This is a genomic window from Pseudofrankia inefficax (genome assembly GCF_000166135.1).
In the GTDB taxonomy this organism is placed as follows: Bacteria; Actinomycetota; Actinomycetes; order Frankiales; family Frankiaceae; genus Pseudofrankia; species Pseudofrankia inefficax.
In genome coordinates this window covers 2037868-2060982 of the sequence record NC_014666.1, presented here as the reverse complement: position 1 = coordinate 2060982, position 23115 = coordinate 2037868, and the positions used below count along the sequence as shown (strand labels likewise).

Annotated in this window: 20 protein-coding genes; 1 reads left to right on the top strand and 19 read right to left on the bottom strand. The window is 73.8% G+C overall.

Features of this window, described 5'->3' with window-relative positions; genetic code table 11:
• Positions 1-98 precede the first annotated feature (98 nt).
• From FRAEUI1C_RS40125 to pyrR, 4 genes are all read right to left on the bottom strand, one after another.
• Positions 99-1691: a PH-like domain-containing protein gene (locus tag FRAEUI1C_RS40125; protein WP_013422856.1), complete on the bottom strand. Its 1593-nt coding sequence runs from the start codon at positions 1689-1691 to the stop codon at positions 99-101.
• Positions 1688-3058, bottom strand: coding sequence for a dihydroorotase (locus tag FRAEUI1C_RS08320; protein WP_013422855.1), 1371 nt, complete (start codon positions 3056-3058; stop codon positions 1688-1690). Before FRAEUI1C_RS08320 ends, FRAEUI1C_RS40125 begins: the two co-directional genes overlap by 4 nt.
• A complete protein-coding gene (locus FRAEUI1C_RS08315; RefSeq protein ID WP_013422854.1) occupies positions 3055-4074 on the bottom strand; it encodes an aspartate carbamoyltransferase catalytic subunit in 1020 nt (339 codons plus the stop codon). The genes FRAEUI1C_RS08320 and FRAEUI1C_RS08315 overlap by 4 nt, the downstream gene beginning before the upstream one ends.
• A gap of 67 nt (positions 4075-4141) precedes the next feature.
• Entirely contained in the window at positions 4142-4864 is a 723-nt protein-coding gene (pyrR, locus tag FRAEUI1C_RS08310; protein WP_013422853.1) for a bifunctional pyr operon transcriptional regulator/uracil phosphoribosyltransferase PyrR, read from the bottom strand.
• Positions 4865-5374: 510 nt separating this feature from the next.
• On the opposite strand from pyrR, the gene bldD reads away from it, so the two are divergent.
• Positions 5375-5872 carry a transcriptional regulator BldD gene (gene bldD, locus FRAEUI1C_RS08305; protein ID WP_013422852.1) on the top strand — a complete coding sequence of 166 codons (498 nt, stop codon included), beginning with the start codon at positions 5375-5377 and terminating at the stop codon, positions 5870-5872.
• Positions 5873-6012: 140 nt separating this feature from the next.
• Here bldD and nusB read toward each other — a convergent pair whose 3' ends face one another.
• The 15 genes from nusB to FRAEUI1C_RS38150 form a co-directional block, all read right to left on the bottom strand.
• Positions 6013-6420, bottom strand: coding sequence for a transcription antitermination factor NusB (gene nusB, locus FRAEUI1C_RS08300; RefSeq protein WP_013422851.1), 408 nt, complete (start codon positions 6418-6420; stop codon positions 6013-6015).
• Positions 6417-6980 (bottom strand): elongation factor P, encoded by a 564-nt coding sequence (efp, locus tag FRAEUI1C_RS08295; protein ID WP_013422850.1) that lies wholly within the window; start codon positions 6978-6980, stop codon positions 6417-6419. The genes nusB and efp overlap by 4 nt, the downstream gene beginning before the upstream one ends.
• 157 nt (positions 6981-7137) lie before the next feature.
• Complete coding sequence (aroQ, locus tag FRAEUI1C_RS08290) at positions 7138-7599, bottom strand: type II 3-dehydroquinate dehydratase (RefSeq protein WP_013422849.1); 462 nt, start codon at positions 7597-7599, stop codon at positions 7138-7140.
• Positions 7596-8708: a 3-dehydroquinate synthase gene (gene aroB / locus FRAEUI1C_RS36015; protein ID WP_013422848.1), complete on the bottom strand. Its 1113-nt coding sequence runs from the start codon at positions 8706-8708 to the stop codon at positions 7596-7598. Before aroB ends, aroQ begins: the two co-directional genes overlap by 4 nt.
• Positions 8705-9211, bottom strand: a complete 507-nt coding sequence (locus tag FRAEUI1C_RS08280) for a shikimate kinase (RefSeq protein ID WP_368411186.1) — start codon at positions 9209-9211, stop codon at positions 8705-8707. The genes aroB and FRAEUI1C_RS08280 overlap by 4 nt, the downstream gene beginning before the upstream one ends.
• Before the next feature lie 23 nt (positions 9212-9234).
• On the bottom strand, positions 9235-10434 hold the full coding sequence (gene aroC, locus FRAEUI1C_RS08275; RefSeq protein WP_041259051.1) for a chorismate synthase: 1200 nt from the start codon (positions 10432-10434) through the stop codon (positions 9235-9237).
• Positions 10435-10643: 209 nt separating this feature from the next.
• Positions 10644-11426, bottom strand: coding sequence for a prepilin peptidase (locus FRAEUI1C_RS08270; protein ID WP_013422845.1), 783 nt, complete (start codon positions 11424-11426; stop codon positions 10644-10646).
• A gap of 91 nt (positions 11427-11517) precedes the next feature.
• A complete protein-coding gene (gene mltG, locus FRAEUI1C_RS08265) occupies positions 11518-12684 on the bottom strand; it encodes an endolytic transglycosylase MltG (RefSeq protein WP_013422844.1) in 1167 nt (388 codons plus the stop codon).
• A 102-nt stretch (positions 12685-12786) separates the two neighbouring features.
• Positions 12787-13716, bottom strand: a complete 930-nt coding sequence (locus FRAEUI1C_RS08260; protein WP_013422843.1) for a shikimate dehydrogenase family protein — start codon at positions 13714-13716, stop codon at positions 12787-12789.
• A gap of 79 nt (positions 13717-13795) precedes the next feature.
• Positions 13796-16711, bottom strand: a complete 2916-nt coding sequence (gene mltG / locus FRAEUI1C_RS36010; protein ID WP_013422842.1) for an endolytic transglycosylase MltG — start codon at positions 16709-16711, stop codon at positions 13796-13798.
• Entirely contained in the window at positions 16708-17301 is a 594-nt protein-coding gene (gene ruvX, locus FRAEUI1C_RS08250; protein ID WP_013422841.1) for a Holliday junction resolvase RuvX, read from the bottom strand. Before ruvX ends, mltG (FRAEUI1C_RS36010) begins: the two co-directional genes overlap by 4 nt.
• Positions 17302-17318: 17 nt before the next feature.
• The gene (alaS, locus tag FRAEUI1C_RS08245; protein WP_013422840.1) at positions 17319-19970 is read right to left on the bottom strand and encodes an alanine--tRNA ligase; all 2652 of its coding nucleotides are present in this window, start codon (positions 19968-19970) and stop codon (positions 17319-17321) included.
• Between the two features lie 208 nt (positions 19971-20178).
• Complete coding sequence (locus FRAEUI1C_RS08240; RefSeq protein ID WP_013422839.1) at positions 20179-20466, bottom strand: hypothetical protein; 288 nt, start codon at positions 20464-20466, stop codon at positions 20179-20181.
• A complete protein-coding gene (locus tag FRAEUI1C_RS08235) occupies positions 20467-20976 on the bottom strand; it encodes a DUF948 domain-containing protein (RefSeq protein WP_013422838.1) in 510 nt (169 codons plus the stop codon).
• Between the two features lie 174 nt (positions 20977-21150).
• Positions 21151-23019, bottom strand: a complete 1869-nt coding sequence (locus FRAEUI1C_RS38150) for a replication-associated recombination protein A (RefSeq protein WP_013422837.1) — start codon at positions 23017-23019, stop codon at positions 21151-21153.
• Positions 23020-23115: the final 96 nt, after the last annotated feature.

Sequence of the window (23115 nt, the reverse complement as noted above, 5' to 3'; positions counted from 1 at the left end):
CCCTGCTCCGTCACAGCCCGCTCCGTGTCACAGCCAGCTCCGTCACCGAAACCGCGTCCTCACCACGCCACTCCCGGCCGCGACCGCGGTCACCGGGTTCACTCCTCGGGACGCGGGCGCCGCCGCCCAGCGTCGTACTGCCCGTACGGGTCCGCGTAAGGCTCGCCGGGGGCCGTTCCGCCCGGCCCAGCCGCCGCGTAGGGGTCGGCGTACGGGTCCCGCTGCCCATATGCCTCCGGCTCCCACGGGTGCTGGTCACCCGGAGCCGGCGGGTATCGGTCGTCCGGGGCCGAGGCACCCGGCCTGGCCGCGTTCGGGTCGCGCCAGCCCGTCGGCGGGTGCTGGGTGTTCGCGTACGGGTCCACCCGCCGGTCGGTAGCCGGGCCCGGGTGCCGGGCGGCCGGGTACTGGCCCGAGTCGCGATACCGGGCATCCGGCCGCTGCTCGGGGTACTGGCCGCCGGGATGGCCCTGGCCGGGCCCTCCCGCGCCGTAGGCGCCCGGCGGCGCGGGAGGCGCCACCGGCGCGGGATAGGCCCGCGGTGCCGTCGGCTGCGCGGCCGGGTGCCGGTCGGCGGGGTACTGGCTGCCCCCGCGCGGGCCGGTCGACGGGTAGCCATCGGACGGCGGCGCGCCGCCGCCGCGCGGACCGGCGGCGGGCGGGTACTGGCCGGCGCGCGGCTGCTGCCCGGTCCCCGGCTGCCGGCCGGGGGCCGACGGCGGCCCGGCGACGCGGGGACGGCCGGACGCCGGCGGGCCCTGCGGCGTGCCGCCGGTGGCCGGCCGGCCGAGTCCGGTGCCGTACGGCACGTTGCGCGGGTTGGTCACGTAAGGGTCCACCCCGGGCCGGGCCGCGGCGCGCGGGCCGGTGCCGTACGGGTCGTCGCCGCGCCGGTCGGCGATCTCCTGCTCCAGCGAGCGCGGCCGTTCCCGCCGGCGCGGCCGGATGCTGCGACCGGCGTGGGCCAGGTGCCCGCTGCGGCCGCGGCCGCCCGGCTGGCCCTCGACCGCGGCCCCCGCGCCGGGGCCGGGTCCTGCTCCCGGGCCGGCGGCGACGCCGGCCGGATGGTGACGACGCGGCCGCAGCTGGCGCAGCGAGCGCACGGCCGGGCGCGGCGAGGTGATCTCGCCGTCGGACGGCGCCGACGGCGGGCCGATCAGGTCGTGCACCGAGCGCATCACCTTCGGCTGGCGGGCCCGGTCCTCACCGCGGAAGCCGGTCTCCAGCTCCCGGCCCTCCAGCGACCAGGCGATCACGAGCAGCCGGCCGGGCGCGGCCACCTTGCCCACGTGGGCGCGCTCGAACCGGGCGCCGCGGACCGCGTCCCGCGGAATCCAGAACGACCGGCCGGCGCGGTCGACCCGCACCCCGGACTCGTACACGCTGATGTAGCTGCCCTCTTTGCCGCCGAGACCGCTGGCCGAGAACCACTCCAGCCAGTGGCCCGCGTCGGCGGTCCCCAGGTACGCCCCGCGCAGGGGAGCGGCGAGGACGGTGCCCGGGTCCTCGGGCGGCGAGAGCAGCTCGGGCAGGTCCTCCTCGTCCCGGGTCGCCCGCCGCCGCCACACCTGCCGCAGGAAACCGATCACCGCGACGATCAGCAGCAGCACGCCGAAGACGAGCAGCAGGCGTACCCCGAGGAGGCCCGAGCCCCCGCCCGCGGCGAGGACGCGACCGTCGGCCAGCTTCATACGACCTTCCCGTCGAGCACCGTGGGCCGCCCGGCGCGGAAGGTGGCGTGCACCTGTGCTGGCAACGTCATCCCCCGGTAGGGCGAGTTCCGGCTGCGGCTGGCGAACCCGGCGGGGTCGACAACCCAGCGCGTCGCCGGGTCGACGAGGGTCAGCGTCGCGGCGGCGCCGACGTCCATCGAACTGGACGCGTCAACCGGCACGTCGGGCAGCCCACCGATGCGGGCCGGCGCGAGCGCCATCCGGTCGGCGACGCCGGCCCAGTCGAGCAGCCCGGTCTCGACCATCGTGTCGATGACGATGGACAGCGCGGTCTGCAGGCCGAGCATCCCTGGGCGGGCGGCGGACCACTCGGTGTCCTTGTCCTGGGGCGCGTGCGGGGCGTGGTCGGTCGCGACGGCGTCGATGGTGCCGTCGGCGAGCCCGGCGCGCAGCGCGGCGACGTCCTCGGCGGTGCGCAACGGCGGGTTGACCTTGTAGACCGGGTCGTAGGACGCGGCCAGCTCGTCGGTGAGCAGCAGGTGGTGCGGGGTCACCTCGGCGCTGACCCGCCAGCCCTTCGACTTCGCCCACCGGATGATCTCCACCGAGCCGGCCGTCGAGACGTGGCAGATGTGCAGGCGGGAGCCGACATGGCCGGCCAGCAGCACGTCGCGGGCGATCACCGCCTCCTCGGCCACGGCGGGCCAGCCGATCATCCCCAGCCGGGCCGAGCAGGCGCCCTCGTTCATCTGGGCGCCCTCGGTGAGCCTGGGCTCCTCGGCGTGCTGCGCGATCACGCCGTCGAACGCCTTCACGTACTCCAGGGCCCGGCGCATCAGCAGCGGGTCGGCGACGCAGTGGCCGTCGTCGGAGAACACCCGCACGGCCGCGGCCGACGTGGCCATCGCGCCGAGCTCGGCCAGGCGCCTGCCGGCGAGGCCCTCGGTGACGGCGCCGACCGGGCGCACCTCGCAGTGCCCGGCGTCCCGGCCCAGCCGCCAGACCTGCTCGACGACGCCGGCCGTGTCGGCCACCGGGTCGGTGTTCGCCATGGCGAACACGGTGGTGTAGCCGCCGAGCGCGGCGGCCCGGGTGCCGGACTCGACCGTCTCGGCGTCCTCCCGGCCCGGCTCGCGCAGGTGCGTGTGCAGGTCGACGAAGCCGGGCAGGGCGTAGAGCCCACCCGCGTCGACCACGTCGGCGCCGGCCGCGTCGAGGGTGCCGGGCGCGCCGCGCTCGGCGATCCGCCCGCCGGCCAGCAGCAGGTCCGCGGGCTCGGCGCCGAGCGGCCGGACGCCACGCAGCAGCCAGGTGCCGTGGCCCCGCAGGTCGTGGCCCCGCAGGTCGTGGCCCCGCGGGTCGGCGGCCTCGGGTGTGCGTGTCATCGAGAGACCTCCCGCTGCTCGTGTGGCCGGTGCTCGGGTGCTTCCTGGTCACCGGGTCGCTGGTCACGGGGCCGCTGGTCGCCGGACCGTTCGTCGCCGGGGCCGTCCGCGCCGCCCAGCAGCAGGTAGAGGCAGGCCATCCGGACGCTGACGCCGTTCGCCACCTGCTCGACGACCGTCGAGCGCACCGAGTCGGCCACGTCGGAGGCGATCTCCATGCCGCGCACCATCGGTCCCGGGTGCATGACGAGCGCGTGGTCGGGCAGCTTCGCCGCCCGGTCGGCGTCCAGGCCGTAGCGACGGCTGTACTCCCGCTCGGTCGGGAAGAAAGCGTCGGACATCCGTTCCCGCTGCACCCGCAGCATCATCACGACGTCCGACGCCGGCAGCACCGCGTCCAGGTCATAGGACACCTCGACCGGCCAGCTCGCCACCGCGTGCGGCAGCAGCGTCGGCGGGGCGACCAGCGTCACCTTCGCGCCGAGCGTGCGCAGCAGCCAGACGTTCGACCGGGCCACCCGCGAGTGCAGGACGTCGCCGACGATCGTCACCGCGAGCCCGTCGACCCGGCCGAGCCGCCGGCGCATCGTGAACGCGTCCAGCAGCGCCTGGGTCGGGTGCTCGTGGGTGCCGTCGCCGGCGTTGAGCACGGTGCCGCGGACCCAGCCGGCCAGCCGGTGCGGCGCTCCGGAGGCGGGGTGGCGGATGACCACCGCGTCGGCGCCCATCGCCTCCAGGGTCTGCGCGGTGTCCTTGAGGCTCTCGCCCTTGGAGACGCTGGAGCCCTTGGCGGAGAAGTTGATGACGTCGGCGGACAGGCGCTTGGCCGCGACCTCGAACGACGTGCGGGTGCGGGTCGAGTCCTCGAAGAAAAGGTTGACGACGGTCCGGCCGCGCAGGGTCGGCAGTTTCTTCACCGACCGGTCGGCGAGGCGCGCCATCTGCTCGGCCGTGTCGAGGATGAGCAGCGCGTCGTCGCGGCTGAGGTTGGCGGTGCTCAGCAGGTGGCGGTTCACCGGGCCATTTCCCTCTCGCGCGGGAGCGCGTACCACAGTGGCTGTCCCGGAAGGCCGCGTGGCGCCGTCACGGCTTCGCTCCCAGGATCAGCACCGCGTCCGTGCCGTCGGTCTCGGCGAGCCGGACAGCCACCGTCTCCCGCCGCGAGGTCGGCATGTTCTTGCCGACGTAGTCGGCGCGGATCGGCAGTTCCCGGTGGCCGCGGTCGACCAGGACGGCGAGCTGTACCGCGCGCGGGCGGCCGTATTCGGCGAGCGCGTCGAGCGCGGCCCGCACGGTGCGTCCGGAGTACAGGACGTCGTCGACGAGAATGACGACGCGGCCGTCGATGCCGCCGTCGGGGATGTCGGTCACCCGCAGCGGGCGGACCGCCTTCAGCCGCAGGTCGTCGCGGTACATCGTCGGGTCCAGCGAACCGGTGGGAACGGTCGCGCCCTCGACGTCGCGGATTCGGCCGGCCAGGCGCTGGGCGAGCGGCACCCCGCGGGTCTGGATGCCGAGCAGCACGACGTCGGCACCGCCGGAGGTCTTCTCGAGAATCTGGTGCGCCATCCGGCTGACGATCCTGGCGATGTCGGCCTCGGCGAGCACGGTGCGGCTTGTCGCGTCGGAGCCGGGCTCCGTGCCAGCGGGCGTGGCGCCACCGGGCGCGGCGGTGCCGTCGGCGCCAGAGCGCCGCTCGCCGGCATCCCCGGGGATCCGCGCCCGCGGGTCGGTCGGGGAGTTCTCTGGCGAGCCAGCCTCTGGGTTTTTCGGGAAGCCGTAGTTACGGCGAGCAGCGTCAGCCACCTATCCCTCCTTCCCCGCCTCACGGGACGGTCCTTAAAGGAGCGGTCCGCAAGACGGTACCAGCAGGCCCTGCCGCTACCCGCCGTCGCGACCGGGGCTACCGGGCGGGCGCGAGATGTCACACCGTCCTGTGCCGCAGCGTGCACACGCAGACGTCATGGCGGTACGCTCACGCGCCGCTGCCCACACTCTCGATGACGAGACCAGTGCGTCCGGTCACCCGACACATCCGGATGACGATGGGGCGTGCGGACGCGACAAGCCCTGGTTCAACCCGCATCACATGGCGTTACCGTTGCAGGACGGCGGGCCGGGGCGGTCCGATAGCCGGAAGTCCCACGGGAGTAGCGCCGGGAGCGACGACGGGGCTACAGAAAGTGGTACAAAGAAAGAGGCGACACGACCCCCTCATGTCAGGTCGCAACCGCCTGGGCACTACTATCGGTAACCGCCGTCGGCAAGAGCCCTCGGCTCCATCTGACTCAGACCACGACAGGAGTGGGCACTCCGATGTCCGACTATGCGAAGGCGCTCGGTGCTCGGCTGCGGGCAATACGCACCCAGCAGGGGCTCTCGCTGCATGGCGTGGAGGAGAAGTCGCACGGTCGGTGGAAGGCCGTCGTCGTGGGCTCCTACGAACGTGGGGACCGCGCCGTCACCGTTCAGCGCCTGTCCGAGCTCGCCGAGTTCTACGGCGTGCCGGTGGGAGAGCTCCTTCCCGAGGGCTCGACCGTCGCTCCGCTGGAGCAGTCTCCCCGCATCGTCCTTGACCTCGAGCGGCTCTCGCAGGTCCCCAAGGAGCAGGGCGGCCCGCTCGCCCGGTACGCGGCCACGATCCAGAGCCAGCGCGGCGACTACAACGGCCGTGTCCTGTCGATCCGCTACGAGGACCTGCGGTCTCTCGCGGTGATCTACGACACCTCCCCGAGCAAGCTGACCGAGCAGCTCGTCTCCTGGGGCGTGCTGTCCCCGGAGGCCGGCCAGGAGGCCACCCCCTCCGACGTCTAACGCCGGACGTCACGCCACGCGGTTCAGCAAACGAGCAACACAGCAGGGCAAGCACGAGAACAGCAGGGCAAGGCATCAGCGCCGGGACCACCCGGTACGCCGCATCGGCGGCGTACCGGGAAAACCGGGCGCTTCTCTCGTTAGTCGGCGGCCGGCTTGACGTGCAGCAGGCTGGCCAGCAGGCCGTTGACGAAGGCCGGCGAGCGGTCGGTGGAGACCGACTTGGCCAGCTCCACCGCCTCGTCGATGGCCACCCGGTCCGGGACGTCGTCCCGCCACATCATTTCCAGCACGGCTATCCGCAGGATGTTGCGGTCCACGGCCGGCATCCGCTCCAGCGTCCAGCCCTCGGCGTGCTCGCCGATGAAGCCGTCGATCCGGCCCAGGTGCTCGGTGACGTCACGGACCAGGCCACTGGTGTACTCGTTGACCGGCGGGTCGTTCTGCACCGAGCGCGCGGCCAGGATCTCCAGCGGTGACGTCGACCTGAGGTCGGCCTCGTAGAGGATGTCGAGCGCGCGCTTGCGGGACTTGGACCTGGCGCTCAGCTCGTCACCCGGCCGAGGTAACGCCCGTCGCGGGTGTCGACCTTCACCTTTTCGCCGGTCGTGACGAACAGCGGGACCTGGATCGTCGCTCCGGTCTCCAGCTCCGCCGGCTTCGTGCCACCGGTCGACCGGTCGCCCTGCAGGCCGGGGTCGGTGTGCGAGATCGTCAGCTCGACGCTGGCCGGGAGCTCGACGTACAGCGCCGCCCCGTCGTGCAGGGCGACCGTGGCGACCGTGTTCTCCAGCATGTAGTCGGCCACCGTGCCGACGACCTCCGGACCGACCGGGATCTGGTCGTAGGACTCGCTGTCCATGAAGACGAAGTCGGTGCCGTCGCGGTAGAGGTAGGTCATCTCCCGCTTGTCGACGGTCGCGAACTCCACCTTGACGCCGGCGTTGAAGGTCCGGTCGACCACCTTGCCGGTCAGCACGTTCTTCAGGGTGGTGCGGACGAACGCCCCGCCCTTGCCCGGCTTGACGTGCTGGAACGCGACCACGTTCCACAGGACGCCGTCGATGTCGAGCGTCAGGCCGTTCTTCAGGTCGTTCGTGGTAGCCACGTGGGGTGTCTCCTGTGCCAATCTAGGCCGCTTGGGGGCCTACCGATGCGGACCCGGTCCGGGCCTGTACGGATTTAGGCCGACTACGGGTCTCTGTCGATTTAGGCCGACTGCGGGCCTGTGCAAGCCGCGTCGTCGAGGTCGCGGACGAGTTTACTTACTGGATCGTGTTCGCCGGAATCGGCTCCGAGCCGCGTGCCGCGAGCGCGCGCACCGCGAGCAGGTAGCCGTCGACGCCCAGGCCGGTGATGGTGCCGGTCGCGACCGGGCCGATGACGCTGACATGCCGGAACGCCTCCCGGGCCGCGACCTGGGACAGGTGCACCTCGACCAGCGGGCCGGTGAGCGCGGCGGCCGCGTCCCGCAGCGCGTAGGAGTAGTGCGTCCACGCCCCCGGGTTGAGCACGACGGCGGCGCCCGTGTCGGCGGCCTCGTGCAGCCAGCCGATCATCGTGGCCTCGTCGTCGGTCTGCCGGCAGTCGACGGCGACGCCGAGCTCGGCGGCGGTCTTCTCGACCTGGGCGACCAGCTCGGGGTAGGTCGTGCGGCCGTAGACCGCCGGCTCGCGCTTGCCGAGCCGGCCCAGATTGACCCCCGACAGGACCAGGATCGCGGTCACGTCGTCGTCCCGGTCTGCGACGCCGTCGCGACCGCGTCGAACGCGGCGCGGACGAGGGCCGGGTCCGGGTCGGCGAGCAGCCGGGGCGCGGCGAGCGCGTCCAGGACGACGAAACGCAGCATCCGGCCGCGGGACTTCTTGTCGACCCGCATCGCGGCGAGCAGCTCGGGCCAGGCCTGCGCCGGGTACCCGACCGGCAGGCCGACCCGAACGAGCAGCTCCCGGTGACGGGCGGCGACGTCCGCGTCCAGGCCGGCCGCGAGCCGGGACAGCTCGGCGGCGTAGACCATGCCGACGGAGATCGCCGCGCCGTGCCGCCAGCGGTAGTGCTCGACCTTCTCGATCGCGTGCCCCAGGGTGTGGCCGTAGTTCAGGATCTCGCGGCGGCCGGCCTCGCGCGGGTCGCCGGAGACGACCTCGGCCTTCACCCGGATGGCCCGCTCGATCAGCTCGGGCAGGTCGGTGGCCCCCGTCGGGTCCGCGTCCAGCAGGTCCAGGATCACCGGGTCGGCGATGAAGCCGGCCTTCACGACCTCGGCCAGGCCGGCCTGGACCTCGACGGGCGGCAGCGTGGCCAGCAGCGCCGTGTCGCAGAGCACGGTCAGCGGCTGGTGGAACGCGCCGACCAGGTTCTTGCCGGCGGCGGTGTCGATGCCGGTCTTGCCGCCGACGGCCGCGTCGACCATCGCGAGCACGGTGGTCGGCACCTGGACGACGTCGACCCCGCGCAGCCAGCAGGCGGCGACGAAGCCGGCCAGGTCGGTCACCGTGCCGCCGCCGAAGCCGATCACCACGTCGTCGCGGGTGAACCCGAGCCGGCCCAGCTCGTCCCAGCAGCGCCCGGCGACGGCCAGCTCCTTCGCGGCCTCGCCGTCGGGCACCTGGATCGGGTGCGTCTCGATGCCGGCGGCGCGCAGGTCGGCGGCTACCGCCGCCGCGGCCGTGGCGAGCGCCGCGGGGTGGATCACTGCCGCCCTGGTCCGCCCGGCGACGGTGGCGGCCAGCCTCCCGACCAGGCCGTCGCCGACCAGCACCTCGTACGGCCGGTCCCCCGCGGGCGCCACCGGCACCCGGACCAGCTCCCCGGGCACGCCCCGTGTGACGGTCACTCGGCTCCCCCTGTCGGCAGCTTGGCCAGGATCTCGTCGACGATCTCGTCGGGGCCGCGGCCGGCGGTCTCGACCACGATGGTCGCCACCTGCTCGTAGAGCGGCTTGCGCTCGCGCAGCAGCACGGCCAGCCGGGTACGCGGCGCCTCGACCAGCAGCGGGCGATCCCGGGCCAGGCCGACCCGCTTGGCCGCGTCGGCGAGGTCGACGTCGAGGTAGACGACGGTGTGCCCGGCGAGCGCCGCCCGCGTCCGCTCGGCGAGCACCGCGCCACCGCCCAACGCGAGCACGCCCGGGTGCCCGGCGAGCGCGGCCTCGACGGCGTCGCGCTCCGCGGCCCGGAAGGCGTCCTCGCCCTGCTCGATGAAGACGTCGGACACGCTCATCCCGAGCGCGGCCTCGACGTCCGCATCGGTGTCACGAAGCGTCACGCCGAGTCGGGCGGCCAGCAGCGCGCCGACTGTGGTCTTCCCCGCGCCTGGCGAGCCGACCAGAACCGCCACCGGTCTCACCGTCGTGGCGCCGCTCACGAAAGCACCGTCAGTGACTTGAGGTAGGCCTCGTAGTTGCGCCGGGTCTCCTCGACCGAGTCGCCGCCGAACTTCTCCAGCGCCGTGCCGGCCAGCACCAGCGCGACCATCGCCTCGGCGACGACGGCCGCAGCCGGCACCGCGCAGACGTCCGAGCGCTGCGCGATCGCGACGGCGGTCTCGCCGGTGGCGACGTCGACGGTCGACAGCGGCCGAGACAGTGTCGAGATCGGCTTCATCGCGGCCCGGACCCGCAGCACCTCGCCGTTGGTCATCCCGCCCTCGACCCCGCCGGCCCGGTCGGTCGCCCGCCTGACCCGCTGCACGCCACCTTCCGGGGCGAGCACCTCGATCTCGTCGTGCGCCGCAGACCCGCGACGGCGCGCGGTCTCGAACCCGTCGCCGAACTCGACGCCCTTGACCGCCTGGATGCCCATCAGCTCGCCGGCGAGGCGCGCGTCGAGCCGCCGGTCGCCCATGACGTAGCTGCCGAGGCCCGGCGGCAGGCCGTAGACGACCACCTCGACGACGCCGCCGAGCGTGTCGGCGTCCTTCTGGGCCGCGTCGATCTCGGCGACCATCCGGGCGGACGTCTCGGCGTCGACGCACCGGCAGGGATCGGCGTCGATCGCCGCGAGCGTGCCCGGCGCCGGCAGCGGCGCGCCCGCCGGGACGGCGACGGCGCCGATCGACAGCACGTGCGACAGGATCTCGACGCCGTAGGCCTGCGCCAGGAACGCCTTCGCCACCCGGCCGAGCGCGACCCGCGCGGCGGTCTCCCGCGCGCTCGCCCGCTCCAGCACCGGCCGGGCGTCGTCGAACCCGTACTTCTGCATCCCGGCCAGGTCGGCGTGGCCGGGCCGCGGCCGGGTCAGCGGCGCGTTGCGCCCCAGCCCCTCGAGCTCGGCCGGGTCGACCGGGTCGGGCGACATGACCTTCTGCCACTTGGGCCACTCGGTGTTGCGCACCACGATGCTGACCGGCCCGCCGAGGCTCACCCCGTGGCGCAGCCCGCCGAGCAGCTCGACCTCGTCGCGCTCGAACTTCATCCGGGCACCGCGGCCGTAGCCGAGCCGGCGGCGCGCCAGGTCGTCCCCGATGTCCGAGCTCGTCACCCGGATCCCCGCCGGCAGGCCTTCCACGGTCGCCACCAGCGCCGGCCCGTGCGACTCCCCTGCCGTCAACCACCTCACCATGCCGCCCAGTCTTTCACGCGCCGCGCCCACCCCGACCGACGCACGGTGATCATGAACCCCCAGCACCCCGTCGGTCCCGACCCGCGCCCGCGGTACCCACCACCTTCGTGCCCAAGATCGCCGGTTCGGCCCTGAAGCGATCACGAACGAGCCTTGAACACGACCACCCGAGGGCCCAAACCGCGATCAAGAACCGGCAGGCGCTGTCGTCAGCTGCCGACGGCCCCGGCGAGCAGGGCGAGAAACGCCCCCAGCAGGAGGTGCGGACCGTACGGGATCGCGTCCGTGCGGCGGGCCCGACGGGTGACGAGCAGGAACGCGGCCCACAGGCCGGCGGAGAAGATGCCGAGGATGACGGCCAGCAGGACGCGGTAGATCTCGTCGGTCCAGCCCAGGGCCGCCCCGAGCAGGCCGGAGAGCTTCACGTCGCCGAGGCCGAGGCCGCTGCGCGGGATCAGATGCAGCAGTCCGAAGAAGAGCAGTGGCACGGCCGCTCCGACGGCGGCTCCGGTCAGCTGGGCGCCGATGGCCCAGTTACCGTCGCCCCAGAACCCCCAGGTCAACCTGTCGACGACAGCACCGAGAACGAGCAGGGCAGCGAGAACCGGGTAGGACGACAGCACGATCACGTCCGGGAGCCGGTGGACCCGCGCGTCGACGAACGCCAGCACGACGCCGACATCGGTCAGGTACAGGTAGGCGGGCAGCGCCGGGAGGTCCGAGCAGCGCAGCGCCTCGCTCACCAGAACGACCGCGACAGCCGTCACCAGCCCGATCGTCAGGCGGCCGGGGATCCCCCTGCGTACGGACTCACCCTCGTACGGCTCGAACGCTCCGACCAGCTCGGGCCCGAATCTGACCGCGACCACGACCGCGGCCGTCGCGAGAACCGCGGCGACGACCAGGCCCCACCAGCTGGCGTAAAGGACGCTGAACAGCCAGCCGCCGTCTCCGGTCGCACCCGCCGCCGGACCCGGGCCGAGGTAGTCCATGAGCGCTGTCCCCCGGTCGCCGTCGCGCACCCGCGGCGGTGCGGCACGCCGGAGCGCCTGTTGCCACGGATTGTCCGGGTACGGTACCGGCTCAGCCGCCCGCGGTCCCGCCGGCGGCGTGGTACTCGGCGAGCAGCTGTTCGAACTCCTGCTCGGTGGTCGCGAACTTCGTCTGGCCGTTCGGCATCGAGACGAAGTAGTTCCACGAGCCCGCGGCGGGGTTCAGCGCCGAGTTCAGGGCCAGCTCGCCGGGGTTGGAGATCGGGCCGGGCGGCAGGCCCTTGATCTTGCGGGTGTTGTACGGGTTGTCAGACGTGAGCTGGCTCTGGGTGAGCGGGCCCTCGTAGTTGTTCTCGGCGTAGCGCGTCGTCGAGTCCATCCCGAGCGTCGGGAAGTCCTTCGGGTCGGCCAGCCGGTTGTAGATGACCCTGGCCGCCATCGGGTACTCGGGCGGGTTCCTGACCTCCTTCTCCAGGATCGACGCGACGATGACGACCTGGGCGGGGGTGAGACCGAGCCGGGCCGCACCGCTTTCCAGGCCGAGGCCGGCCGCCTTGTCGGAGAACTCGCCGATGAACATCTGCAGGGTCTCCGCCGGGGACGCCCGCGGGTCGAGCAGGTAGGTGTCCGGGAACAGGTAGCCCTCGACCAGGCCGTTCGCGTAGCTCGGCAGGTCGAGCTTCCCGGCCGGGCCGCGCACGATGGCCTCGTAGGTCGCGACCGGCACGCCCATCCGCTTCGAGAGGTCCTTGAGCACCTGCTGGACGGTCTCCCCCTCAGTGATCGTCAGCCGCAGGCGGTTGTTCGCCGGGTCGAGCAGCGCCAGGAAGGCCTCCCGCGCGCTCATCTGCCGGGCCAGCTGGTAAGCCCCCGGCTGGATCTGCTCCGCCCTCGGGTCGGCTCGCGCGACGGACACGAAGGCACGGGTACTCGCGATCACCCCGGCCTTGTGCAGCGAGGTGGCGATGTCGGTGGCGCTGTCGCCGAAGCCCACCCTGACCTCGACCGAGCCCGTACCGGGGCCGGGATAGTCCTTCGCGGCTGTCGACCCGCCGATCCGGGGGATCAGCGAGCCGACGGCGTAGATCCCACCGCCGAGCAGGGCGGCGAGGACGACGAGCAGGACCAGCAGCTTCGTCAGCGCCCGGCCTCTGCGTGACCTCCGACGACGACCGTCATCCGAGCGAAAGCCGGCAACGCGCCCGTCGTAGCCGTCGTAGTCCGGCTCACTGTCATCCAGATCGTCGTACGAGTTCACCGGCGCTCTTCTGTGGTGAGGGGACCGTTATCGGGGCGATGCCCATCCATGGTCGTTTCGAACCGGCCCTGGGTCCGTCCGACCGGGGTGAACTCGCCGAATTCAGCTCTTGGCCGGTGAAAAGGCGTCGACGGCCGCGCGGCGGGTGAGGGCCTGTGTCCCGGCGGTCAACAGGACCTCGACCCGGACCGGCCGGCCGGTGAACAGGGTGACCTGTTCGGCCGCCTGGGCCGCGAGGACGGCCATCCCGCCGCCGACCCGGGCACCCGCGCGGTAGGCGGTGACCGCCAGCGCCGTCGGCCATGGGTGGTACAGCAGCTCGACGAGCGGGCAGCCGGCGGGCCAGGCCCATTCGGCGAGCTGGTCGGTCACGCCCGCGGGGGTGGTCGCGACGACGAGATCCACGCCGCGGGGCAGCCCGCCGGCGATGGTCTCCCAGGGCAGCGCGACGACCTCGATCCCGAGCCGCGCACCGATCTCCGTCAACGGGACGACCGCCGCCGCGCGACGGGCGACCACGCCGACCCGGCGCACCCCGACCGCGGCGAGCGCCGCGACGGCGGCCCGCGCCGTCCCGCCCGCGCCGAGCAGCAGCGGACGTACCGGCGGCACCGCCAGCGGCGGCGCCGACCCGCCGGCCGGCGGCGCGGGCGCCAGGGCCGCCGGGAGCGCCTCATGCCCGCCGGGACGGGCCGCGCCGAGGACCTGGCGGACGGCGTACCGAATGCCGGCGATGTCGGTGTTGTAGCCGGCGAGCGAGCCGTCCGGCTCGACGACGATCGTGTTGAGCGCGCCGACCGCCTCGACGCTCGCGTCGAGGCGGTCGACCAGGGGTACGGCCGCGGTCTTCAGCGGCATCGTCAGCGACAGGCCGGCCCAGCCGGCCCGCGACCGGACCTCGTCCAGGACGCCCGGCAGCCCGGCCTCGTCGGTCTCGATGGCCGTGTAGGACCAGTCGTCGAGCCCGAGCGCCTGGTAGGCGGCCCGGTGCAGCACCGGGGACAGCGAATGCCCGATCGGCGATCCGAGCACCGCCGCCCGTCGTCCCGGCTGGGCCTCGGCCGGATCGGGCTGTCCCGATCCGGCCTCCGGCGGCCCCGCCGGGACAGGGTCAGCCAACGCCGCCCTCGGCTATGAACCTGGCGTGCGCCGCCGGCCACTCCGACTCGCTCGCGAAGATCGTGACATTCGACTTGGGCAGCGCGACGAAGTAGTACCACGGCTGCCCGTCGGCCCCCTGCGGCCCGGTGTACGGGTGCAGGGCCGACGTCAGCGCCCACAGGTCGGGGCTCGCGATCGCGGCCGGCGGCAGGCCCGTGTGCAGGCGGGTGTTGAACGGGCTGGGATTGTTCAGGTCGCTCTGGGTCAACGCCCCGGTCGGCTTGTGGACCGCGTACCGGGTCGTCGAGTCCATGTCGAGCTTCTGGTACTTGCCCGTCTTGTCGTTGAGCCGGTTGTAGATCACCCGGGCCACCTTCTGGCCGTCGTCGATGCGCGGCACCTCCATCTGAATGATGGAGGCGACGGTGACGATCTGGTCCGGCGTCATCCCGTCCTGCTGCGCGACCGCCTCAAGATTGATCTTCGCGGCCTGCGCCTTGAACGCGTCGATGAACAGGTTCAGCGTCTGCGCGGGCGTCGCCTTCGGGTCGAGGTCGTAGGTGGACGGGAGCAGGTAGCCCTCGACGTGCCCGTTCGCGTAGGCCGGCAGGTCGAGCTTGCCCGCCGGGTGATCGAGGAGGTCCTGGTAGGTCTGTTTCGGCACGCCGAGCCGCTGGGAGAGCTCGGTGATCAGCCAGTCAGCCGTCCGGCCGGGCGGCAGGGTGAACCGGTAGATCGAGTTGGCCGAGTTCAGCAGCGCGGCGAGCGCTCCTACGGCGGTCATCTGCTTCTTCAGCCGGTAGGTGCCCGGCTGGATCTTCATCGAGTTCGGGTCGTTGGCCGCGGCCGTGATGAAGGCCTGCCTGCTCTTGACGACGTCGGCCGCGAACAGCGTCCCGGCGATGTCGGTCGCGGTCGCGCCCTGGGCGACCTTCACCTCGGCGGTGCCGGAGCCCGGGCCCGGGTAGTCCGGGATCGCCTTGCCGCCGGTCATCCGGCCGAGCACCTTGCCGCCCGCGTAGATGCCCCCGCCGAGCAGCACGGCGAGCACGAGCAGCATCGCGATGAGCTTCGGCGCCGCGCGACGGCGGCGGGCCCGGTCACCATGGTCGTCGCGCCGCGGCCGCTCGAACCGGGGAGCCCTGTCGTTCGGTCTGTCGTCCAGCCGGTCCTCGTCGCCGTCCTCGAGGTCGTCCAGCCCGCTGTCGGCGTGGTCGCGCGCGGCGACGAACCGACCGTTCTGGCCGCGGGCGCCGGCCCTGCCCGCGCGCCGGGGGGCGGCGGCGGGGACCTGGTCGAACCGGCCACGCGGCTCGTCGGCGTAGTCCTCTTCGGCCGGCGCGTAAAGGTCCTCGGGCGGGTCGATCCGGAAGTTCAGCGCCTCGGTGCGCCGGTCGGGGGCGCGCCGGCCGCGCCGGGCCGAGCGGGTCCCGCCCTCGCCGGGCTCGGCGGCGGGCGGCGGGACCGCGCCCGCCGCGGGGAGGTCAGCCGGGGGCCGAGGCCCGGTGCCGGCGCCGGCCTGCCTGGGCTCGTCGCTGTAGCGGGCGGTCTGGGCCTGATAGCCGCCGGTGCCCTGCGGGTAGCCGTCGGCCGGGTAGGCCTCGGCCTGGGTGGCGCCGCCTGCGGTTCCGAACGCGGCGGCCTGGCCGCTCGCGTCGTAGCCGGCCGGTTGCACCGCCGCCGAGTAGCCGGCGTCGGGGTAACCGGCCGGGACGACAGCCGCGTAGCCGGGTTCCAGGCCCGGGCTCGCCGGCTGCGCGGGCAGGACCGGCCGGGCGAGACCACCGGTTCGCGGGTACGGGTCGGCGAGGTACTGCTCGGTGGCGTAGCCACCGGTGACGACGTGACCGCCCGTCGCGGGATGGGCCCCGGACGGATAGGCGGCCTGGTAGCCGGTCTGCTGGTCGGCCGGAACGGCAGGCTGGTAGCCGCTGTGCTCGACAGCCGGAACTGCCTGCTGGTAGCCGCTCTGCTCCACGGCCGGAACCGCGTGCTGGTAGCCGCTCTGTTCGACGGCTGGGACGGCCTGCTGGTAGCCGGCGGTCGAGAAGGAGCCGGTCGACGGGTTGACCCCGGTCTGTTGGTAGCCGGACTGGTAGTCGTAGGCAGCGGCCTGCGCCTGCTGCCCGAAGGCGTCCGGGTAGCCGATGGCCTGCTGGTAGCCGGTCTGCTGGGCGACTTCCTGGTAGCCGGTCTGGTGCACGGCCTCCTGATACCCCGTCTGGGGCACCGCCTCCAGGTAGCCGGTTGGTTGGACCGGTTCCAGATAACCGGTCTGGACCGGCTCCAGGTAGCCCGTCGGGTAGCCGGCCTGCTGGTAGCCCGCCTGCTGCGCGCCGCCGAGCGTGCCCTGCCCTGCCACCACGGTCCCCTGGCCACCGTCGGAGTAGCCGAGCGCGGCGTGGTACCCGGTGGACGTCTCGGTGTAGGCGACGGCGCTGTCGGCACCCTGGGCCGCCGAGTCGCCGAGGTAGGGACCGCCGACATACGGGGCGGCGACCGCCGGACCGGGTATCTCGTACCCGCTGGGTGCCTCGGGTGCCTGGTAGCTGGACCAGACCCCGGTTCCCGAGCCGAAGAAGGCCGCGGTGGTGTCGCTGTACCCCGGGGTGGCGGCCGGCGCGGGCGCGGTGGCCGCCGGGTACCCCGTGGCGCCATAGCCCTGGTCGCCGACGCTGAAGGCGTCGCCGCCGTACCCGCCGTTGGCCGCCGGGTAGCCGCCGGTGGGGCCGCCCGCGGGCTGGCCGCCGGGCGATCCGCCCAGAACCGGTCCACCGCCCACCGAGATGTCGGCCGGCTGTTCAGGCGACTCCACAGCGAACGGGTCTACCGGGCGTGCGCCCGTCCGGTGCGCGGCCCACGGGTCAGTCCCCCCGTACCCGGCCGCGCCCCCGACACCGTTGTCGAGGTCCCAGCGCTCGCTCACCGATCTTCCGTCGGGCCGCCGGCGGCGGGCGCGGGCGGCGCGCCGCGCCGCACGTCCAGCGCGTGTTGCAGGATCTGCACGGCTGCCTCCTGGTCGACGAGACCGCGGCGGGCTCGTGAGCTCAGCCCTCGCTCGGCCATTCTGCGATGCGCCGCCGCCGTCGTCAGCCGCTCGTCGACGAGACGGACCGGAATCGGGGCGACGCGAGCGGACAGCGACTGTGCGTATTGGCGGATCCGCTGGGCTGCCAGACCCTCTTCACCCGAGAGGGTCATCGGCAGACCGACCACCACCGCTACCGCCCGCCGTTCGTGTACGAGCTCGGCCAGCTGCGCGAGATCGCTGTTGTCTGACACGTCGCGACGAAGCGTACCTATCGGTAGTGCGAGAACCCCATCCGGGTCACTCACGGAGACACCGATCCGAACGGTGCCGACGTCGACCCCGAGCCAGACCCCCACCGGCAGCGGCCGGCGGGCGGCTCGCTGGCGCGGCTTGCGCGGCCGGCCGGCCGGCGGCCCGGACCCGGGCGCCCCGGCCGGGTCGCCCGAGCGGCCCGCCGACGGGCCGCCGGGATCACCCGCCGCCACTCGTCGTCCCGGCCCGGCTAGGAGCCGGTCGACGCGGCGACCAGGTCGCGGACCTTGGCCAGCGCCCGGCCGACGCCGGTGATGTCGGAGCCGCCGCCCTGCGCGACGTCCGGCTTGCCGCCGCCGCTGCCGCCGAGCTCGGCGCTCGCGGCCTTCACCAGGTCGCCGGCCTTCAGCCCACGACCGCGCGAGCCCTCGGTGGTGGCCACGACGAGGAACGCCCGCTCGCCGCCCGCGCTGGCGGCGGCGACGATCGCCGGGCGGTCGATGAGCCGGCCGCGGACGTCGAGCACGAGCTTGCGCAGGTCGTCGGGGGAGGTCCCGTTCGGCGCCTCAGCGGCGACCAGCGCGACCCCGCCCACGTCGACGGCGCTGTTCGCCAGGCCCGCGGCGCCGGCCAGGACCGCCTCACCACGGACCCGCTCCAGCTCCCGCTCGGCGTCGCGCAGCCTGGTGACGATGTCGGAGACCCGGTCGGGCAGCTCGTCGGCGCGGACCTTGAGCAGCCCGGACAGCTGCGAGACCAGCAGGTGCTCACGGGCCAGGTAACGGAACGCGTCCAGCCCGACGAGGCCCTCGACGCGCCGCGTTCCGGCCGAGATCGACGACTCCGACAGCAGCTTGACCGCGCCGAGCTGGGCCGAGCGGGCGACGTGGGTGCCGCCGCACAGCTCGCGGGAGTAGTCACCGACGTCGACGACGCGGACCCGCTCGCCGTACTTCTCGCCGAACAGCGCCATCGCGCCGATCCGGCGGGCCTCGTCCTGCGAGGTCACGAACGCGGTGACGTCGAGGTCTCGCAGCGCCACCTCGTTGACCTCGTCCTCGACGTCGGCGAGCACCGCCGCCGGGATCGAGCCGAGCGCGTGGAAGTCGAACCGCAGCCGGCCCGGCGAGTTCAGCGAGCCGGCCTGCGTGGCGGACTCGCCGAGCGCCCGGCGGAACGCCGTGTGGACCAGGTGGGTGGCGGTGTGCGAGCGGGACACCGCGCGCCGGCGGTCCGCGTCGACGGTGACCTCGACCTCGGCGCCCAGGCGGATCTCGCCGCGCACCACCTTGCCGCGGTGCAGCACCAGGTCCGGGATCGGCTTCTGCACGTCGATGATCTCGACTTCGCCGCCGTCGAAGACGAACCGGCCCAGGTCGGCCTCCTGGCCGCCGGACTCGGCGTAGAACGGCGTCGAGTCGATGACGACGCCGACGTCCTCGCCCTCGCCGGCCGCCGGCACGCCCAGCCCGGTCGCGGCCGAGACGAGGCCGACGACGGTCGCGGTGCGGGTCAGCTCGGTGTAGCCGGTGAAGCTGGTCGGGCCGGACCGCGCCAGGATCGGGCGGAACACCGACAGGTCGACGTTGCCGATCCGACGGGACGCCCGGTCGGCCTTCGCGAGCTCGCGCTGGCGGTCCATCAGCCGGCGGAAGCCCGGCTCGTCGACGGTCAGGCCCTGCTCGGCCGCCATCTCCAGCGTCAGGTCGATCGGGAAGCCGTAGGTGTCGTGCAGCTGGAAGGCCTCCTCGCCGGCCAGCTGGGCCGCGCCGGTGGACTTCGCCTTGCCGACCGCGACATCGAAGATCGTGGTGCCGGTGCGCAGCGTCTCCAGGAAGGCCAGCTCCTCGCCGACCGCGACGGCCGTGATCGCCGCGGCCCGGTCGACCAGCTCCGGGTAGATCGGGCCCATCGCCGACTGGACGACGCCGAACAGGTTCTCCATCACCGGCTCGCGGCCGCCGAGCAGCCGGACGTTGCGGACCGCGCGGCGCAGCATCCGGCGCAGCACGTAGCCGCGGCCCTCGTTCGAGGGCACGACGCCGTCGGCGATGAGCATCGCGGCGGTGCGGGTGTGGTCGGCGATCACGCGCAGCCGGACGTCGTCGCCGTGCTGGGCGCCGTAGGTCTTGCCGGTCAGCTCGCCGGCGCGGTCGAGCACCGGGCGGGAGATGTCGATCTCGTAGAGGTTCTCGACGCCCTGCAGCAGGGTCGCCATCCGCTCCAGGCCCATGCCGGTGTCGATGCTCTTCGCCGGCAGGTCGCCGAGGATCGGGAACTCGTAGCCGGCGCCCTCGCCCCGCTCGAACTGCATGAAGACGAGGTTCCAGACCTCGAGGTAGCGGTTCTCGTCCGCCTCGGGCCCGCCGTCGCGGCCGTACGCCGGGCCGCGGTCGAAGTAGATCTCGCTACACGGGCCGCACGGGCCAGGCACGCCCATCGACCAGTAGTTGTCCTCCTTCCCGCGGCGCTGGATGCGCTCCGCGGGAAGGAGGCCCTTCCAGATCTCCTCGGCCTCGTCGTCGTCGAGGTAGACCGTCGCCCACAGGTCGTCGGGCTTGAAGCCGTAGCCCTCGGTCAGCAGCTCGAAGGCCCAGGGGATGACCTCGGCCTTGAAGTAGTCGCCGAAGGAGAAGTTGCCGCACATCTGGAAGAACGACGCGTGCCGCGCGGTCTGGCCGACGTTGTCGATGTCGACGGTCCGGACGCACTTCTGCACGCTGGTCGCCCGGGGCGCGGGCGGGGTCAGGTCACCGAGGAAGTACGGCTTGAAGGGCACCATGCCCGCGTTGACCAGCAGCAGCGTCGGATCCTCAGCGATCAGCGACGCGCTCGGCACCACCAGGTGGCCGCGCTGCTCGAAATGGTTCAGAAAGCGCCGGCGGATCTCAGCCGTTTCCATCGGTTTCTCACGTCGTCCAGGGTCGAGGTTGCAGCGGGCATTGGTTGCGGCGGACACGGTGCGGCGGGCGCTGGCGGCGACCGACCGGACAGACGGGTCGCCGGGGTGACGCCGTCCAACTTAGTACGTGAGGTTCGGCGCGCAGCGCGCCCGGCCGGCCACCGCAACGGTACCGCCGCCGGGGGCCGCGGCTCCAAGGCGTTTCGGGCTAGCGCTGGCGCAGCCGCTCCAGGCGGACGGTGTCCTCGGACACGGTGGCGGGGAGCTCGGCGCTCGGCCCGTCCTCGTCGGCCTCGTACAGGCCGAGCGCCTCGCGGATCTCGTCCTCCCGCTCGGCCATGAACGCGCGGACGTCGGCCACGAACTCCTGGACCGACGCGACCAGCGAGCCGGCGACGCTGCCCGGGGCCAGCGCGGAGGCGGCCTTCGCCGCCTGGCGCACGGCGAGGACCCCGGCGACCGCGCCGAAGGTGACGTAGAACAGTCGGCGCGGCATCTAGCGGCCCCGGACCGGCTCGTCGACGTCGGTGCCGGTCGGCTGCGCCGGCGCCGTCGCGGCGCGGCGCGACCTCTTGGCCGCCGTCTTCTCGGCCTTGATCTCGGCCTCGACCCGGGAGCTGACCTCGGCCCTGGCCCGCTTGGAGGCCGCCTGGCGGACGCCGTAGGAGAAGGCCGCGACCCGCACGATCGGCCCGCCGATGGTCGCGGCGAACAGCGACGACATCGACGACACGTTGGTGGTGATCGTCTGGACGTTCTCCGTGATCGCGTCGATCCGGTCGAGCTCCTTGTTCACGTGCGCGAGCGCGACGTTGACCTCGTCGACGGTCGCGCCGGCCTGGCGGACCCGCGCGGTGCCCTCGTCGATGGCGATGCCGGTCTGGCGAACCCGGGCGGCGGTCTCGTCGAAGATCTTGCCCAGCTTGTAGAGGGCGTAGCAGCCGAACAGCACGAGCACCGCGAAGGCACCCGACGCGATCAGGCCGGCCATCGCGCCAGCGGACATCGTCACGCGCCTCCAATGCTGGGTCGGCCGGTACCCGACCGGCCGGTGTCGGACCGGTCGGTGTCGTGCCCGAAGGTCACCGCCCGGTTCTGCCCGGACCGCGAACACCGGTCGTGAGAGGACCTTACCGACCGGACGGGCCCCAGCACGGCATGGCCCGCAGACCAGGTCGTGTCAGGACCCCTCCCCGCGAGCCGCGTCAAGGGGGTCACGCGGGGCGTCGGCGGGCGTCGGGGAGCGGAGCACGGCGCGCAGTTCGGCCGCCCGGGCGGCGGCCCTGCGCTCGAAGCCGAGGTCACCCGGCCGGTAGTAGTCGACGCCGACCAGCTCGTCCGGCGGGTACTGCTGGCGGGCCACACCCTCGGGATAGTCGTGCGGGTAGCGGTACCCGTCGCCGTGGCCGAGCCGGCGGGCGCCCTGGTAGTGCGCGTCGCGCAGGTGGCGCGGAACGGGCCCGGCCTTCCCGGCGCGGACGTCCGCGGTCGCCGCGTCCATCGCCCGGATCACCGCGTTGGACTTCGGGGCCAGCGCGAGGTGAATCACAGCCTGGGCGAGGGCGAGCCGGGCCTCGGGCAGGCCGATCAGCTCCAGCGCCTGCGCGGCCGAGACGGCGACGCCGAGCGCGCCCGGGTCGGCCATGCCGATGTCCTCGCTGGCCAGAATGATCATCCGGCGGGCGATGAAGCGCGGGTCCTCGCCCGCCTCGATCATCCGGGCCAGGTAGTGCAGCGAGGCGTCGGCGTCGCCGCCGCGCATCGACTTGATGAAGGCACTGACGACGTCGTAGTGCTGGTCGCCGTCCCGGTCGTACCGGACGGCCGCGCGGTTGATCGACTGCTCCAGCAGGGCGAGGTCCACCGCCGCCGTCGGCGCCTGCGCCCGCGACTCGGGAGCCGCGCCGTCGACGGCCGGGTCGGTCGTCACCAGATCGGCCGCCGTCGGGTCCGCTGTGGCCGGATCGTCCGTGGTCGGATCGGTCGGCGCCGGGTTCACGGCCGGCGAGGTGGCAGGCGGCGCCGCGGTGTCGGTTGCCGCCCCGGCGACGGCCGGGCCCAGCTCGGCCTCGCCCGGCGAGCCGCCCTCGCCGGCCGCCTGCGCGGGCGGCGTCGGCGTCGTGGCCAGCGTGGGTGCCGCGGTCGGCACGGCGGTCGGCGCGACCGCGAGAGCGGCCTCGGCGCTCGCCTCCAGCGCCGTGAGCGCGCGGCGCGCGTCGCCGCCGGCCAGCCGGACCAGGTGCTCCAGGGCGTCGTCGGCGATCCGGACCCGGCCGCCGTAGCCGCGCGGGTCGACCAGGGCCCGGCGGACGAGGGCGCGGATGTCGTCGTCGGTCAGCGGCGTGAGCGTGAACAGCAGCGAGCGCGACAGCAGCGGGGCCACGACCGAGAACGACGGGTTCTCCGTCGTCGCGGCGACCAGTGTGATCCAGCCCCGCTCGACGGCCGGCAGCAGCGCGTCCTGCTGGGTCCGGGTGAACCGGTGCACCTCGTCGATGAACAGCACGGTCCTCAGGTCGACCGGCACCTCCCCGCCGGGTGCCTGCGCCGCGTCGCTGAACAGGCCGGGCTCGCGGACCATCCGGCGCGACTGGTTCGACCGGCTGCTCGACAGCGCGTCGCGCGCCTCGTCGATCACCGCCCGGACGTCCTTGACGCCCGCTGTCACCGCCGAGAGCTCACGGAACCGCCGGCCGGTCGCGCGCGACACGATGTGCGCGAGCGTCGTCTTCCCGGTGCCCGGCGGTCCCCACAGCACGACCGAGGTCGTCCCGCCGCCCTCGACGAGCCGGCGCAGCGGGCTGCCGGGGCCGAGCAGGTGGCGCTGGCCGACGAGCTCGTCGAGCCCGCGCGGGCGCAGCCGGTCGGCGAGCGGACCTGTCGGCCCGGGAAGCGGGAGCGGCCCGCCCGGCTGCCCGGCCGGGCGGGACCCGGCGGCCTGGCCCGCCGGTGCGCCGCCGCCGGCCCCGGCAGGCGCGGTGGGGCCGGCTCCCGGCACGCCGCCTGGCGAGGCGTCGGGGAAGGGAGCAACCGTGTCGAACAGGCTCACCCACCAACCGTACGGCGGCGGTCACCCGGCGGTGCCGGCAACCTGCGTCGCCATCAGGGCGAGGTCCACGTGGCTGGGCGCGCTCGCGTCGCCTTG